Here is a 15,956-nt window from a genome sequence, read left to right as displayed (position 1 = left end):
TCGGGCGGCTGTGCCGCCCCCGGCTCGCTGTCGGTCTCGTTGAGCGAGACGTCCTTCGGGAGGTCGACGAGCGTCGGACCGGGGCGGCCCTCGGCGGCGAGCGCGAACGCTTCGCCGACTGTGTCGCCGACGGTGTCGGGCGACGAGGCGAAGTAGTTGTGCTTCGTGATGGGCGCGGTGACGCCCGTGGTGTCGGTCTCCTGGAACGCGTCGGAACCGACCATGTCGGACGGGACCTGCCCCGTGAGCGCGAGCACCGCGTCGGAGTCCATGTTCGCGTCGGCGATGCCGGTCACGAGGTTCGTCGCACCCGGACCGGACGTGGCGAGACAGACGCCGGGGTCGCCGCGAACGACGCCGTACGCGTCAGCGGCGTGCGCCGCGCCCTGCTCGTGGGCCATCGTCACGTGACGGATGTCCGAGTGGTACAGCGCGTCGTAGATGGGCATTATCGCCCCGCCCTGCACGCCGAAGGCGGTTTCGACGCCGGCGTTTTCGAGGGCGCGGACGACTGACGTCGAACCCGTGGTAACCTCGGTCGGCGTCTCGGTCGAGTCGTCGGCGGCGTCGGTCGCGTCGGGGTCGGTCGTGGCTGCGGTTCGTTCGCTCATGTGTGGGCTCCGTGGTGTGTGGTCGGTCGTCGATACGAGTTGTCTGGTGACTGCGTGTGGTGCTGGTGCGCCATTGTGGGGACTGCGGACGTGTCTGAAAACGGTGCGGATACGCGGGACGGAGAGATGGTGTGGTAGGGGGCTATGCCCCTACAATAATGAGCGACCGAATCGCGCCGACGGCGGCGTCGCTGGCCCCGGCGTCCGGGGTCGAGCGAACCGCGTGTGCGTCGTGCGAGGTCATCGTATGCAACACGTCCGTCCCGTCGGTAATAATGCTTTCGCGGCGGGCAACGATTGCACGCCGGGCGGGAGGTCGAACGCGTGCAGGGCGGTCGCCCCGTAGGGCCACAGCCCGGCGCCATCAGGCGCGGACCTCCTCCTCCGTATCGTCCTCGTGGGTGATACCCACGTCGCGGGCGAACACCTCAAGCGTCGCGTCGTCGACGCGTTCTTTCTCCGCGCCGTGGTCTTTGACGCGGCGGGTGACCTCCCGGACCTCGGCGTCCGAGGGGTCGAACCCGATATCTGCGAGGCGCTTGCGTACCGAGTGCGTCCCCGTGTGCTTGCCGAGCACGAACTCGCGGGTCGCGCCGACCATCTCCGGGGTCATGACGCCCGGTTCGAAGGTGTCGGCGTTCTCGATGACGCCGGCGGCGTGGATGCCGCTCTCGTGAGAGAAGGCGTTGCGGCCGACGACCGGCTTGTTCGCCGGGACCGGGATGTCGGACGCCGCCTCGACGACGCGAGCCAGCTCGGTTATCTTCGTCGTGTCGATGCCGGTATCGACGCCGTAGAGGGATTCCGCGGCCATGACGACCTCCTCGTAGGCGGCGTTGCCGGCGCGCTCGCCGATGCCGTTGACCGACACCTGCGCCTGCGCTGCGCCGGCCTCGAAGCCGGCCATCGCGTTCGCCGACGCCAGTCCGAAGTCGTCGTGCGCGTGCACGTCGATTCTCGCGTCGGTGTGTTCTCTGACCGTCGCCACCATGCGGGCGAAGCGAGTCGGCGTCGCCACGCCGCAAGTGTCCGGCAGGTTGATCCAATCGACGCCCGCCTCGGAGACGGCCTCGACGACTTCGATGAGGAAGTCCTCGTCCGTCCGGGTGGCGTCCATCGGCGAGAACATTACTTCAACGCCCGCGTCGCGGACGTGTTCGACACTGCGGACGGCCCGCTCGACGGCTTCCTCTCGGGAAGCGTGCATCGAGTCGGCCAACTGGACGTCGCTGGTGCTCACGAACGTGTGCACCATGTCCACGCCGGAATCCAGCGCGGCTTCGATATCCTTGTCGACGACGCGGGCCAACCCGCACGTCGTCGCGTCCGTCGAAGCAGCGATATCCGCCACTGCCTCGAACTCCGCCTCCGAGTTCACCGGGAACCCGGCCTCGATGACGTGGGTGCCCATGTCGTCGAGGGTCTCGGCGATGTCGCGCTTCTCCTCGTAGCTGAACGAGGTTCGCGGTGACTGTTCGCCGTCGCGGAGCGTCGTGTCGAAGATTCGTACGTCTTCGATTTCAGATTGTTGGGCTAATGTGCCCTGGAAGAACTCGACCCGCCGGGGAACCCGACGAATCCTCCGTGTCTTTGTGAGACATCGTGTCAGTCACGTGCCCGAACTCCTATTTAAATGTTTCTCCCCGACAGTATCACGAACGTTCAGGGAGTGTTGCGTGACAACCACTCTCGGGGGTAATCGCAGTACCTAAACGTCCTTATATCATATCATGACATATATTGACTTGATATGTGCGCTCGCTGTTCGATGGCTCCGGAACGATAATACAACTAAATAGAATTTAGAAACAAAATTTACTACCCGGTGCGCGCACCGACGACTGGACAAACGTGGATCGAAACGCGACTGTCGTGTGCAACGTGATAACAATGGTCTCTTTGCGTGCTCGGCGGCGGACTCACGCCCCGACCGAACCCTTTTCTCGTCGCTCGACAACCGGGCGGGTATGGGCGATTTCAATCTCAACTTGCAGACGGCCGAAGAACACCTCGACGAGGACGACGCCGAGGGCGACGTGGTCCTCGGCGTCCTCGACGGGTCGACCCCGCCGGAGGAGTGGGTCCAGTCCGTCGCCCGCGGAAACGTCCTCTTTCTCGCCATCGAGGGCGACCTCAACAAACTCGCGTCGGGCTTCGCACGCGACATCAAGGACATGGACGGCCAGTTGATGCACTTCCGGAAGTTCCTCGTGGTCTCCCCGCCCGGCGTGGACATCAACACGGACAGCCTCTGACCGGGCGGCCCGTTTTGCGGTCGTCGCGGCCGACCGGCGGCCGGTGACGAGCAGCACGACAACCGGGTGCATCGGCCGCGGGGAGAGTCCTTATGCGCCGCGAGCCCCACGATACTGACATGCCGATGAAAGGTCGCGGCACGTCCGACCTCCGCGAGATCGACCGATGGGACCACGGCGTCGGCTGGCTCGCACACCCCGACGAGACCATGCAGCGCGCCAGCCACGCCGTCGCCGTCGACGGCGACGTGTGGGTGTTCGACCCCGTCGATGCCCCCGGCGTCGACGACCTGTTCGACGAGTTCGGCGACGTGGCCGGCGTCGTCGTCGGCCTCGACCGGCACAAGCGCGACTCGGCGGCCATCGCCAACCGCCACGAGGCCCCCGTCTACGTCGCCTCGTGGATGACCGGTGTCGCCGACGAACTCGACGCGACCGTCGAGCGCTTCGGGGCCGATCTCGCCGACTCGGGCTTCGAGGCGTTCCGCCTCGTCGACCGCTCTCTCCCGCCGTGGCAGGAAGTCGGCTTCTACCACGACGACTACGACCTGCTCGTCGTCCCCGAGTCGGTCGGCACGGTGGGCTACTTCTGCGCCCGCGGCGAGCACCTCGGCGTCCACCCGATGCTCCGGCCGTTCCCGCCGCGCCGCGTGCTCTCGCGCTACGACCCCGAGCGGCTGCTCGTCGGTCACGGCGCTGGCGTGCCCGTGAACGCGGGTGACGAGCTTCGAACCGCACTCGGAAACGCCCGACGAAACCTCCCGAGCGCCTACGCCCGGGCGTTCACCTCGATGCTCTCAAACTGATGCCCGACGACACTCCCCCAAGCGACGGCGACGAACAGCCCTCCAACATAGAACCGACCGCCGACCCCACCGCTGACAACGCGGGCGAGGAGCCGGAACGACGGCGAGTTCACGTCACGCGAGGACTCGTGGACGTCCTCCTCGAAATGGGCGAAGAGGCCGAGCCGAAGCCCGCGAACGTCGTTCTCGCGCCCACGCCCGCCGGCGAGTTCGACGAGGACCTCGGGCTCGACCCGGAGACGCCGGTTCTCACCCACTTCTACATGTCCGAAGCCGGCCAGTCCGTGAGCGCCGTCTTTGGCATGGACCTCGGAACGCCCGCCGGGCGCGGCCGCGCCCGCTTTCTCACCCATCCGCAGGTCCGTTCGAGCTCACGGAGCGCGACGACCTCGCGGCCGTGGTGCTCCTCGCCGTCCCCCCGTGGGAGCGGCGGACGCTCGCCGCCTTCGACCGCGCCGGACGGAAGTTGGAACTCGTCGTGCTCGACGCCGAACCGCCGCAGGAAGAACTCGACTGACCCGACCGTGCCCGGCTGACTACCGCAGGTAGCCGAGGTCGGTCAGCTGTTCCGCTATCTCTTGGAACTCCGACTCGGAGAGGTCCCCACCGGAGCGCTCGTGTTGGATGACGATGCTGCGCAGGAGGAACCGAACGAGGTCGCTCGTGCTCGAAAAGGTGGTTCCCTCGATGGTGTCGTCGACGCGAGCGGCCAACTCCTTCGGGATCGAGACCGTCGTGTACTCGGTCATGGCTCGACCGTGGCACCGGGCGGGGTTAACCCCAACGGTGGCGACTGCGACCGTCCGTCCGGTTTCCCGGCGCTCACCGGCGATGTCCCCGAAGGTCGGGGGTTTTTCCATTCGGGACATCGTATACACGTTCGATGGCCGCGAGACCGCCGCAGAATGATACGTCGGAGCCGGACTCAATCGAATTCGGTATCGCCGCACTCGCCGATGACGTCGACACCGCAGATATCGACTACCCGGCAGACGCAAGCGAGATCGTGCGAGCGCTCGACGACGTCGCCGTGCCGATTGACGCAGCAGGCAATACGGTCGCGATAAGCGACGCCCTCGCCGCCGCTCCGAAGGACCGATTCGACTCTCGCCGCGACCTCTTGGAGACGCTCCACCCGGTGTTCGAGGAGTTTCGCGCCAAAGCGTCAAAGAGTCTGATGGGTCGGCTTCGTTCGCTCGTCCCGTTCTGAGGGCGGTCTCGGTCGGTTCACCCGGTCCCGACAACCGGCGCGGGCCGACGCTCACTGCAGTTCTTCGATGCGCTTCATCTGCTCGCGATGCAGCGACAGGATGAGGTCCGACAGCACGCCGAACATCAGCAGCTGCACGCCGAAGAGGATGCCCGCCGCGGAGACGACCGCGATGACCTCGTGCGAGATCGAGCGAACGACCCAGTCGTAGGCGACGTACAGGGCGAGACCGACCCCGGTCGCGGTCGACGCGAATCCGACGCTGCCGAAGTAGAAAAGCGGGTTGTTGGTCTTGGCGCGGCGGTACAGTTCGAGAAAGATGATGCCGCCGTCGCGGATCGGTTTGAGGTTCGTGTCCGAGCCGTCGGGCCGCGGGTAGTAGGTGGTGGGGACGACCGTCGTCTTGATGCCCCGTTTCGCACACTCGACGGCCATCTCCGTCTCGATACCGAAGCCGTCGGAGGTGAGCGTCATATCGAGGAACGACTCGCGAGTGAACGCTCGATAGCCACTGAGGATGTCGCGGAAGTCCTGACCGTGAATGAACGCGAACGCCCGGTTGATGATGCGGTTTCCGACCCTGTTGAGTCGCGTCATCGCACCCGGCCGCATGTCGGCGAAGCGGTCACCGATGACGTGGTCGTACCCCTCGGCGAGCGGGTCGAGCATCTCGGTGGCGTCTGTCGCTTCGTAGGTGCCGTCGCCGTCGAGCATCAGGACGTATGTCGCTTTGATGTGGTCCTCGACGGCTTCTCTGACTGCTTGACCCTTTCCCGACCCGGATTGGACGACGACGTGTGCGCCAGCCTCTTCTGCGAGCTCCCGGGTTCCGTCCGTAGACCCACCGTCGATGACGAGCACGTTGGTGTATCCCTCGTCTCGATAGTCGGAGACGACATCGGCGATTGTTTCCGCCTCGTTGTAGGTGGGGACGAGGATACAAACGGAGTCGGGGGTGGGCATTGTTACTGTGGTGGTGGAGGACTTCTCAAAAGGGTTTTCTCTTTACTATCACGGACGCGACTTAGTTGTACATCTGAACGCTTCACGGGAAATTCGAGGCGAAAGCCCCGTCCTTCAGGGCGTCACCAGAACGCGTCGCGTTCTGGTTGCCCGCCAGATGTAATCTGGCGACGGGGATGAAGCCGACCCACAGTATTCAACCGCCGACAATGGCATAGACGGGGTTCCAACGCAATCATTATCAGAACTACTTCGGTGACGGCGACGTGTGGGACACCGCTGAGTACCGAGGACGCTACAACGGCGTCGTCGGAAGTGCGACCGTCCAACAGGTCACGCGCAAGAACAGCGAAGCGTGGCGGTCGTTCTTCGCCCTCAAGGAGAAAGGCGAGTACGCCAACCAACCGTCGTACTGGGGCAACGAAGAGGACGGACGCGAACTCCGCACCTACATCCGATGCAACCAGTACACGATAGAGTGGGGCAAGCGGTCGCGTCTCGAAATCCCAGTCGGGCAAGAACTAAAAGACGAATACGGACTCGGCTACCACGAACGACTCCGCCTCGAAGTCCGAGGTAACCCGAAGTGGGACGGCAAACAGGGTCGTCTGGAACTTGCGTACGACGAAGTAAGCGACACGTTCAGGGCTTTCCAACCAGTCACCGTATCTGATTCTCGATTGGATTCACCATTGGCTTCTCACGAAGCCGCCCTCGACGTTGGCGCAAACAATCTCGTCGCCTGTTCCACGACCACTGGGAACCAGTACCTCTACGACGGACGGAAGTTGTTCGGACGTTTCCGCGAGACGACAGACGAAATCGCCCGCCTACAGTCGAAATTGCCCGAGAGACGGAGTCTCTCGGAATCACGGAAGACGGAGTCTTCCGGACGACTCCGTGAAGGACGATACAGTTCCAAGCGGATTCGACGGCTGTACCGACAGCGGACGAAGCGTCGTGACCACGCACAGAACGCGCTGGTGCGCGACCTTGTTGAACGACTGTACGACGAGGGCGTGGCGACAGTGTACGTGGGCGACTTGACCAACGTGCTGGAAACCTACTGGTCGGTCAGGGTGAACGAGAAGACGCACAATTTCTGGGCGTTCAAGAAGTTCATCCACCGTCTCGCGTACGTCTGTGAGGAGTACGGCATCTCTCTCGAAGCCGAGTCGGAAGCATGGACGAACCAGACGTGCCCCGAGTGTGACGACCACGAGGAGACGACTCGCCACGAGATACGCTGACCTGTCCGTGTGGATTCGAGGGGCACGCCGACCTCACGGCGTCAGAGACGTTCCTTCGAGAAAACAGCGACACGGAAGTCAGGCCGATGGCACGGCCCGTGCGCTTCGAGTGGGACGACCACGGTTGGTCGGGGGAACCACACCCTCACGAACGTCCCAAAGAAGTGCGCACAAACCCGCAAGTTGCCTCCGTGGGTCGGTAGCCGAACCCCCAACGGAGGAATCCTCGCGCTTTAGCGCGGGGAGGATGTCAATCACGCGGGCAGTACTGGACCCCTAGCTCGATCAATGTCTCGTGCGTGTGGGTCGAAGCTGCTTGGTACTCGTACACCCTTGTACTTATTTGCCTATCCTCTACACCCTTTTTTGTTTTTAAGTGTCTTCGGCTCGCCCCGGTACACCCTCCGATATTAGGGGTGTACACACTCGCCCGTTTTCCGCAAGGGTGTATTCGTGTCGTCGTTCGCGTGGGTGTGAATTTGGTGCCGAGGCCCTGTCGACAACTGACCTCATTCTATGAATCCCCCTGCGTGTTTTCGTGCCGTAACGCCGCGCCTGACTGTGGTTTCTTGTTTCCTCACAGGTCTGTGCTCGTCGACGTACTCACAGGATCTTTCGAATCGTGACGCCTGTCCCTTCTCTCTCATCACCAGTACACTTCATCGTACAGGTGGTGTATTGCCTGTTTTCGTTTCGTCTCAGAGAGTATCCTCGCCCATCATCGGCACTCACACTTGCTTCGACCAGCGCAGTTCACGTTCACTCAACAATCGCTGAATCGACCATATTTTCGAAGCTGATGTCCTGTGTATCCAGTCTGTCTCGCCCTGAAGTGTTGGTCTATTCGATGGAGTTCACTTAGGTCGGTCTCTAATTAAATCAGAGCCTCGGGACGACGATAACGAAGGTGTCCTTCCGGGGAATCATGTGGGTGTGCGCCAGCCAGAATTGCACCTAATGTAGAGGTAGTCACTACCGATATGAACTCTGGAGGACGGTAGCAAAGCGTGAGACCCGTGTTATTTTTATCACTCTCGTTCAACCGGGGGTATGCGCACTCTCGCTCGCCGTCTGGTGAAAGGGGCGGTGTTCCTTTTTTCGCTCACGGGGATCCCGTATCTGCTCTACGGATTGCTCTACTACGTGGTTGATCCGGAGGGCTCTCCGGCGAACAAGCAGGACGCGGAACCGACAGTCAGCATCGTGCTGCCGACGTACAATGAGGAACGAATCATCGAAAACAAACTCGACGACATCTACGCGCTCGACTACCCGATGGAGAAGGTCGAAGTCGTCATCGTGGATTCGAGCGACGACTCGACGCGGGAGCTCATCCGCGACTGGTTCGAGCGTCGCGACGCGCCGATGCTGAACCTCATCGAAGAAGACGAGCGTCGTGGTCTCGCCCCTGCACTCAACGACGCATACGCCGCCGCAAAGAACGAGATGGTGGTCAAGACCGATTGTGACTCGAAAGTCGCACCCGATGCGCTCCGTATCGCGGCCGCCAACCTCGCCGACCCTCACGTCGGCGCGGTCACCGGCCGAAACGCAGACGTTCTCGGTGGCAGCGGCGTCGAAGAGGGGTACCGTGGAATCCAAGCGACCATCCAAACGCTCGAATCACATCTCGATTCGACGCTCATCTTCCACGGGCCGTTCTCCGCGTTCGAAAACGACGAAATCGTTCCCATTGACCCGGACTCCATCGCCGACGACACCGAACTGGCACTGCTGATTCGTCGGAACGGCAAACGCGTTGTCTTCGACCCCAACATCCGCTACAAGGAGGCGTCGCACTCTGCGTTCTCGAAGCGGCGAACGCAGAAGGACCGGCGTGCGATGGGGTTAATTCGACTCCTCGTCCAGCACCGCGATGCATTGGGTCGGTACGGAATGTACGGGGCTGTCGTTCTCCCGTTCAACTGGTGGTTTATGATCGTTTCGCCGTGGTTGCTCGCTGGCGTGCTGTCGGTGACGACGCTCGTCGGGTTCGCCCTCGGTGGCCCCCTTGGACTCGTTGTACCCGGTGCTGTCGCTGCGTTCGTCGCTCTCGGGTCACGCGATAAACTCGGGTCGCTCCAGCCCGCCTACGCACTCTTCGATACGCAGGTGTCGCTGCTCTTTGCGAGTGTGAAACTGCTGCGCGGGGAAGGGAGTGCAATTTGGGAAGTCGACGAAGAACTGCGAGACCAGTACGAATGAAGATATTGCAGGTGACGCCGCGGTATCCGCCGCAATCCGGAGGTGTGGAGACACACGTAGCAGAAATTTCAGAGCGACTCGTCGACCGTGGGCACGAGGTTACTGTCCTCACGGCTGACGCTGGCGGGAACGGATTTCGACGCGAGCGGCGAAATGGCGTTCGTATTAAGCGCTATCGTGGAGTCGCACCGGACGGATCCATGCATATTTGCCCGCAGATCATGTGGGCAGTTCGGAACGTGGACGCCGATGTCGTACACGCACACAATTATCACTCGTTCCCGATCTTTTTCGCGGCGCTGGGTGTCGGTGAGCGACGATTCGTCGTGACAACGCACTACCACGGTGGAAGTGCGAGTTCGGTTCGGGAGAGACTGCTGTCGCTTTACAGGCCGTTCGGCAGGTGGGCAGTCAAGCATGCCGACGCTGTCGTCGCCGTCAGCGAGTGGGAACGCGAACAATTGGCGAGGGACTTCGATGTCGATGCGACGGTGATTCCGAACGGACTCGACGTCAAGCGATTCGCGTCGGCCACACCGTTCGATCGGGAACGACCGTATCTCCTCACAGTTGGGCGGTTAGAGGAGTACAAAGGTGTCCAGCACGTGATTCGTTCGATGACCGGTCTCCCCGAATTCGACCTGCTCGTCGCGGGAAGCGGGCCGTATCGAGATGAGTTGGAGCGAATCGCACGACGGGCTGGTGTCGAAGACCGAGTCGAGTTCCTCGGATACGTTGATAGCGAGATGTTACCTGGTCTCTACGCTGGTGCCGACGTCTACGTGACCATGAGTGAGTTCGAAGCCTACGGGATGACGGTGGCAGAGGCGTTGGCGGCGGGGACGCCGTGTGTAGTGAGGAACGCGGGGGCCTTAGTAGACTGGGGAGCCAACGAAGGTGTTGTGCTTATCGACAGTACAGATTCCACATCAACGATAGATGCGCTACGACGCGGAATGCAAACAAAAGTGAATACGACTTGCCTCGCCGGATGGAACGAGGTTACCGATAACGTCGAGGAGACATATCATGGCTGAATTGTGCGTTGCACAGATAACACCGTGGAATAGCAGGGGAGGTATCGTTGCGTACACTGAGAGACTTGTTAGGTCCATCAAATTGCAGAACACGACTGTAAGGATTACACCGGTTGATGATCGTGATAGCAAAGATCCACTTCACTATGCCCGGTTAGTAGAAGACATTCCACGTGACGCCGATATAATCCACCTCCAATTCGAAGCAGGGTTGTTTGGAGAGATTGGGATGAGCGGGACAGGTTCACCAGCGATGTTTGCGCAGTTGAAGCGTGACCCACGTCCGGTTGTAACTACACTTCACGAGGTCCACCGAAAACATACCCACCTCAATCAGATCGGTAACCGAATACTACAGATTAGAGATTCGATTCTGGAACGGCTTGCACTGTGGGCGTCTGATGCGGTTGTAGTCCATACACGAGAGGCGAGATCAGTTCTTGAAGAACGACACAAGAACACTCACCACATCCACAAACTCCTGCTGCCTGCAGAAGACGATAAAACACTGCTCGATTCCAAGAGCTCAAAAGAGAGATTAGGGTTGTCAACTCCAGTTATACTCACTTTCGGATGGGTAGAAGAAAAAAAGCGAATTCAAGACGTAATTCGAGTACTCACGTCATTCGAGGACACGACCTACTTAGTCGTTGGAGATCCGAAAACAAATCAGGATGAAGCGTTTGACAAGCGGCTTCGGAAACTCGCGGTCAATCTCGGTGTTTCGGACCGGTACAAACGGATTGGATATGTCTCTGACACGGATACTATCGACGAAATATTTAGTGCAGCAGATGTTGTCGTCCTACCTTATCAACGGGTGAGTGTAAGTATCGCCGTCAACGATGCGTTAGCGTACAGAAAACCAACGGTAACCTCAAACCTCCCGGCGTTCGCGGAAATTCATGACGACTACGACTGCATCCAGACATACGAAACACCCGACGATCTGGCATCTGTGCTCAAGACGGTGCTGTTCGACGAAAATGAGCGCGAACGACTCCGCCACGCTGCCGACAGCTACGTTAAGCAAGTGAACTGGAGACAGTTTGGCGAACAAACGGTCGAGATATATGAACAACTCGTGAACTGAGTCCAAAAGATCACTCCAGATAACCAAGGTCTTTTAACTGCTGATGCGTGGTGTCTATTCCAACAGACTCATCGCGTTCTTCAGTATTGGCAGTAATCTGTGATTCAACCCACGGCCTCACCGAATACATATCATCTGGGAGGTCAGTCGCGAAGTTGCTCGAGATGAATGGCCGTAAGCTGTGGTCACCGGGAGACTCGTCGTCAAGCCATTCGACTTGCATGCCGTGGTCCGAGAGAATCACAAGTCGATCTGTGTGCTCCTGAATCATCCCTACGAGACGGTCGACTTGAGTATAAACCTCCTTCAATTTCTTTTCTCGGCGGGCGAACGCATGTCCTGCAATATCGAGGATGTGTGAATGGACTCCAACAACGGGATATCCGAGGTCTGCTGCGGCAATAAGCCAGCCGAACTCAATACCTGTATTTTTCATCGATTTGTCCAGTAACTCGTCCGTCGAAATCTTGTTTGCATTCGCCTGTTCTAGTAAGTGCCACGCTTCGGAGAGATGACGCGCAGGAGTTACACCAGGCCACCCAAACGCCGACCCGTGAGGGAATATTGTGTCGACATCAGTCTGTCGCATGACCATAGCCGAATCTTCCTCATCCCCGCGGAGTATTGTACCGAGGCGAACTCTGAGATCTTTGGGGAGAACGTACGGTGTTACTTTACTGAGCGTCTGTAAGACCGGATTTTTCCACTCCTGTTGCTCTCCGGTTGCAACGATTCCATGTTCTTCTGGGTGCACACCCGTTGCGACAGTTGTCCAGACTTCCGTCGTGATCGGCAGATCAGTGCTATAAGAGAACGACTCGATGTGATCATGAGTCTCCAAGAAGCATATTTTCGCACCCCCACCGCTCGGCAAGTTGGTAGTCTGCGGCATCAAGTGCGAGGAGACAGATCGTGTTTGAGTCACTCATTTGTAACCACTAGCTGGTACTTGTGGATAATCTCTTCTGAGATAGCGTCCCAGTTCATCGATTCAGCGTACGATGTTGCGTTTCTTTGGAGCGACCTCCGTGTTTCTTCGTCAAACAACGCGAGAGACACTTGTTCTCGAAGTTCGTCGTTATCGCTCGCAGTGAGAATACAACCCCACTTTTGGCGGATACTACTAAATTCCCGATTCGAAGATGTCACAACCGGGATTCGATACGACAACCCTCTTGCGAGCGCGTCGGACGCACGATTGTCACGATAGGGAAGAACGAGGACGTCAGTTGCATTCAGCACTGTCGGGTGGTCTTCCCGTGGAAGATAACCAGTAAAGATCACCCGGTTAGACAATCCTCTATCTTCGACAAGTTGCTTAAGCTCGGTTACGTACGCCTCGTGCTCGTTCGTCCGCGCCCCTCCCGCGACGAGAAAGACGACGTCGTCGGGAAGTTGGTCGAGAAACTTGATGATTCGCTCGTAGCCTTTCGAACGACGAACCCAACCGAACGACGTGATGACGTGTTTCCCTTCGATACCGAGGTTTCGTTTACATTTGTCTTTGTCCAAGAGTGTAGGATCGGTTTCTGGTACGAGCGGAATGTGCTCAATATGTGATGGATCAACACCAGTTTCAGCCAAGTAATCTGCTTGCTCCTGCATCAACGTGATAAAGAAATCAGTCGAGTTGCGCATTGACATCTCCATTGGACGACGAACGAGAGAACCAATTGATTCCATCACAGCACTGAGTGAGTCGAATTTGAGTGTTCTATCGGTCTCTAAATTGTGGAGAGTCATCACAAGGGGAGAATTCAACCCACGTGCGAAGAAGGGGAACATCGTCCCGAGAAATATACCGCCGAGAGATCCAAACGACCCGTATTCAAAATGTACGTGAACCACATCGGTCTCACGTGAGGACCGCTGAGCGAGTTGGTACCAGTAACGTGGTGAAGACGACTTCGGTTGCTGTATCAGCTCTTTTGATACGGTGATCTTTTTACGTAGAGACGAGATGAGGTCCTGTGTTGGGTGAGCGATTCCTCCCTCTTCTGCTCCTTCGTCGAGGTACACGTGAGTTGCGTGCAGAGACTCTCGCTCAGATTTCATTGTTCAGTTCTCTACAGTCCGTGGCAAAGTTCTTCTGATGTGAACGTCTTTTACGTGTTCAAGTGACTCTGTGCAATCGTACTACTTATTGAATTGAGTGGGAGTTAATGTAGTAATGACTCTCGTCGTACTCGCTCTTGATGCCCTCGATGCAGGTTTAGTAGAGTACTTTCAGTTGGATTCACTTCGACTTGATACGTCGGGTGAGTTAGAAACGTTCTCCCACAGTATGGATTATCCGTACACTCCAGAAGTGTGGGCGACGATTGCCACCGGATTATCACCGGATGAACACGGTGTAACGAAGTCGGGGACAAGCGATTGGAATCGGCCGCTTCTGAATTTGGCATCGAAGTTTACGGGAGGTCTGCCACTTTCTGTTCGAACCCGCCTGGGAGAGGTTGCGACGACGTTGACAGGAGCCGAGTACGCTGTCGGAGAGACGACTGCAGAGTCGTTTCTCAAAGGAGATGGGCGGGTTGTCCACAACTGGCCCGGAGTACACAACGGAGACGAATTAGCAACCGTTTGGCGACTTATGAGTCAAGAGGAAGATATGACTGCTGGAGAGTTCAATCGTGCTGTGTTTGCAATAGGGGCAGAGCAGTTCGCTTGGGTTGAAGAGACACTCCGTCACGAAAGCTCACTTATTGCGACCCATATCCACACCTTAGACGCGTTTGGGCACGCTTACGCCTCAAATGAAGTACAACTTCGAAGAGCATACGAATGGGTGGCTAATTGGGTGAATCGGATCCGTGAGTCAATGGACGAAGACGACGAACTCATTATCCTGAGTGATCACGGGATAGTTGTCTCATTCTATAGCGACAATGGTGATGGAGACTTCCCCATAGCTCAGCACTCGTGGAGAGCATTCATCTCGTCGACACTGGGGAGTGTCCCCGACGATGTATATGACGTCTACAGATGGGTCGAGACCAATGTGCCAGAGTACGACCCAGATTCAGAACAATTAAATCTTCCTGAAGACCAACTTCGGCAACTCGGATATATTGAATGACTGAGGCAAGAGAACTATCGTTCAGCCTTGAGATCTCGAAGGCCGCGATTGCGAAATTCCTCATGGCAGCCGTCGGATTCGCAGGAACGATTTTGTTCGCCCGCGTGCTCGGCCCGTTGACATTCGGTGGATATTATCTATTGTTTTCTATCGTCAAATTTGCTGATAGACCACTTGGAGGGCTATCTGTCGCATTCAAAAAACGGTTTTCAGAACCGAATGCGGAGAAAGGGCGTATATTCGGGTTCGCCCTTTTGAGCATCCCGGTTTACATGCTCTTTCTCGGGATTCTAGCCTTTCTAGCCCGAGGATATCTCTCGTCGTACACCGGCCTTAATCATGCGTTCTTCTTGTTCGTCCTACTTATGGTTACGACCGGATTCTTCTTTCCGCTTCAAGCCTTGATCGAGGGTCTGGGGAAAGTTTCGATAGCGACGTGGATTGACCTCGTCCGTTCGCTTTTAACGACCCCACTTCAGATTGTTCTCGTCCTCGCTGGCTACGGTGCTGCGGGGATCGCTGGAGGACTTTCTCTCGCTACGCTTTTGACAATTCCGGCTACAGTGTGGTTTCTGAGTCTGAGACCGGTGATGCCATCAGTTGAAACTGCCCGCCACATTTGGTCGTACGCACGCTACAGTATCCCAACAGTTGCAATTGGGAAGGCATACAAACAGCTTGATTTGTTGCTTCTCGGTCTTCTTGTCGGACAGACCGCAGCAGGGAACTATCAGGTCGCGTTCGTCCTTACGTTGCCCTCACTACTCCTCACCGAAGTACTCGGAAATGGACTCATGGCGCGAATCAGTAACGCAATATCCGATAGAGCCATTGCCACTGACCTGACAAATTCTCTATCGTACACTGGATTGGTATCGATTCCCGTGTTCTTCGGCTCGTTGGTTCTATCGAACGATCTCGTCGTGACTTTCTACGGCCCCGAATATTCAGATGCAGCGATACTCCTGATTGGAATCGCAGGGTACAGGATGGTTCAATCGCAGTCCGAAATGATGTACCAAGCAGTCGCCGGACTGGACAAACCGAGAACGAATCTCGTTGTCGGGTTTTCCACCATCTCAGTGAATATCCTGCTGGGCGTCCCACTCATTCTCGAGTTCGGTGCTGTCGGCGTCGTGGTGGCGACCTTCTTCAGTGAAGTGATTCGGTATCTAGCGTTCAGACGAGTTCTCCAAGTAGAGGTTTCGTCGGTTCAGTTTTACACTCGTCCGCTCGGTGAACAGTTTGTGAGTGCAACAATAATGGCAGTCGTGGTGTACGTCGCTCGTGGACAGATACCGGTTAACTCTTGGGTAGGCCTGTTCGGAATGCTCTGCGTTGGAGTGGTAACCTACGGGGTTGTCCTCTTCGTAATCAGCGAGCACCACCGGACGACCGCACTTGCTATCGCCGATGCAGCAGGGCTGTTCCAATGAGTGTTCGGCAA

Annotated in this window: 14 protein-coding genes and 2 pseudogenes; 10 read left to right on the top strand and 6 right to left on the bottom strand. The window is 58.0% G+C overall.

From position 1 onward, the window contains the following. Together ATB1_RS11430 and ATB1_RS11425 are read right to left on the bottom strand one after the other, a co-directional pair. The coding region (locus ATB1_RS11430) for a thiamine pyrophosphate-binding protein (RefSeq protein WP_042663829.1) at positions 1-611 on the bottom strand (611 nt) is incomplete at its 3' end. A 364-nt stretch (positions 612-975) separates the two neighbouring features. Continuing rightward, the gene (locus ATB1_RS11425; RefSeq protein ID WP_226908746.1) at positions 976-2,220 is read right to left on the bottom strand and encodes a LeuA family protein; all 1,245 of its coding nucleotides are present in this window, start codon (positions 2,218-2,220) and stop codon (positions 976-978) included. A gap of 358 nt (positions 2,221-2,578) precedes the next feature. On the opposite strand from ATB1_RS11425, the gene ATB1_RS11420 reads away from it, so the two are divergent. The 3 genes and pseudogenes from ATB1_RS11420 (at position 2,579) to ATB1_RS11410 (ending at position 4,189) form a co-directional block, all read left to right on the top strand. Then, entirely contained in the window at positions 2,579-2,866 is a 288-nt protein-coding gene (locus ATB1_RS11420; RefSeq protein WP_042663827.1) for a DUF5779 family protein, read from the top strand. 119 nt (positions 2,867-2,985) lie between these two features. Then, on the top strand, positions 2,986-3,672 hold the full coding sequence (locus tag ATB1_RS11415; RefSeq protein ID WP_042663835.1) for a hypothetical protein: 687 nt from the start codon (positions 2,986-2,988) through the stop codon (positions 3,670-3,672). Then, positions 3,672-4,189: pseudogene (locus tag ATB1_RS11410) on the top strand (hypothetical protein). The gene ATB1_RS11415 and the pseudogene ATB1_RS11410 overlap by 1 nt, the downstream one beginning before the upstream one ends. Before the next feature lie 19 nt (positions 4,190-4,208). Here ATB1_RS11410 and ATB1_RS11405 read toward each other — a convergent pair. Further along, a complete protein-coding gene (locus ATB1_RS11405; protein WP_042663834.1) occupies positions 4,209-4,421 on the bottom strand; it encodes a ribbon-helix-helix domain-containing protein in 213 nt (70 codons plus the stop codon). A gap of 134 nt (positions 4,422-4,555) precedes the next feature. On the opposite strand from ATB1_RS11405, the gene ATB1_RS11400 reads away from it, so the two are divergent. Next, positions 4,556-4,882, top strand: coding sequence for a hypothetical protein (locus ATB1_RS11400; RefSeq protein WP_042663826.1), 327 nt, complete (start codon positions 4,556-4,558; stop codon positions 4,880-4,882). 51 nt (positions 4,883-4,933) lie between these two features. On the opposite strand, the gene aglJ is transcribed toward ATB1_RS11400, so the two are convergent. Beyond that, entirely contained in the window at positions 4,934-5,845 is a 912-nt protein-coding gene (aglJ, locus tag ATB1_RS11395) for an S-layer glycoprotein N-glycosyltransferase AglJ (protein ID WP_042663825.1), read from the bottom strand. 242 nt (positions 5,846-6,087) lie between these two features. Here aglJ and ATB1_RS11390 point away from each other — a divergent pair. The 4 genes and pseudogenes from ATB1_RS11390 to ATB1_RS11375 all read left to right on the top strand — a co-directional run. Then, positions 6,088-7,298, top strand: a pseudogene (locus ATB1_RS11390) (RNA-guided endonuclease InsQ/TnpB family protein); the annotation flags it as partial. Between the two features lie 847 nt (positions 7,299-8,145). Then, the gene (locus tag ATB1_RS11385) at positions 8,146-9,300 is read left to right on the top strand and encodes a glycosyltransferase (RefSeq protein ID WP_042663824.1); all 1,155 of its coding nucleotides are present in this window, start codon (positions 8,146-8,148) and stop codon (positions 9,298-9,300) included. After that, positions 9,297-10,337 (top strand): glycosyltransferase family 4 protein, encoded by a 1,041-nt coding sequence (locus tag ATB1_RS11380; protein ID WP_042663823.1) that lies wholly within the window; start codon positions 9,297-9,299, stop codon positions 10,335-10,337. The genes ATB1_RS11385 and ATB1_RS11380 overlap by 4 nt, the downstream gene beginning before the upstream one ends. Beyond that, positions 10,330-11,430 carry a glycosyltransferase gene (locus ATB1_RS11375; RefSeq protein ID WP_042663822.1) on the top strand — a complete coding sequence of 367 codons (1,101 nt, stop codon included), beginning with the start codon at positions 10,330-10,332 and terminating at the stop codon, positions 11,428-11,430. The genes ATB1_RS11380 and ATB1_RS11375 overlap by 8 nt, the downstream gene beginning before the upstream one ends. Positions 11,431-11,440: 10 nt before the next feature. Here ATB1_RS11375 and ATB1_RS11370 read toward each other — a convergent pair whose 3' ends face one another. Together ATB1_RS11370 and ATB1_RS20705 are read right to left on the bottom strand one after the other, a co-directional pair. After that, positions 11,441-12,322 carry an alkaline phosphatase family protein gene (locus ATB1_RS11370; RefSeq protein ID WP_052367949.1) on the bottom strand — a complete coding sequence of 294 codons (882 nt, stop codon included), beginning with the start codon at positions 12,320-12,322 and terminating at the stop codon, positions 11,441-11,443. A 29-nt stretch (positions 12,323-12,351) separates the two neighbouring features. Then, complete coding sequence (locus tag ATB1_RS20705) at positions 12,352-13,449, bottom strand: glycosyltransferase (RefSeq protein ID WP_198526091.1); 1,098 nt, start codon at positions 13,447-13,449, stop codon at positions 12,352-12,354. 151 nt (positions 13,450-13,600) lie between these two features. On the opposite strand from ATB1_RS20705, the gene ATB1_RS11360 reads away from it, so the two are divergent. Next, a complete protein-coding gene (locus tag ATB1_RS11360) occupies positions 13,601-14,509 on the top strand; it encodes an alkaline phosphatase family protein (protein ID WP_042663819.1) in 909 nt (302 codons plus the stop codon). Further along, positions 14,506-15,945, top strand: a complete 1,440-nt coding sequence (locus ATB1_RS11355; RefSeq protein ID WP_042663817.1) for an oligosaccharide flippase family protein — start codon at positions 14,506-14,508, stop codon at positions 15,943-15,945. The genes ATB1_RS11360 and ATB1_RS11355 overlap by 4 nt, the downstream gene beginning before the upstream one ends. The last annotated feature ends 11 nt before the right edge of the window (positions 15,946-15,956 follow it).

The organism is Haloferax sp. ATB1, from assembly GCF_000730175.1.
The sequence above is the reverse complement of the archived record's forward strand: the minus strand, read 5'-3'. Positions and strand labels throughout refer to the sequence as shown.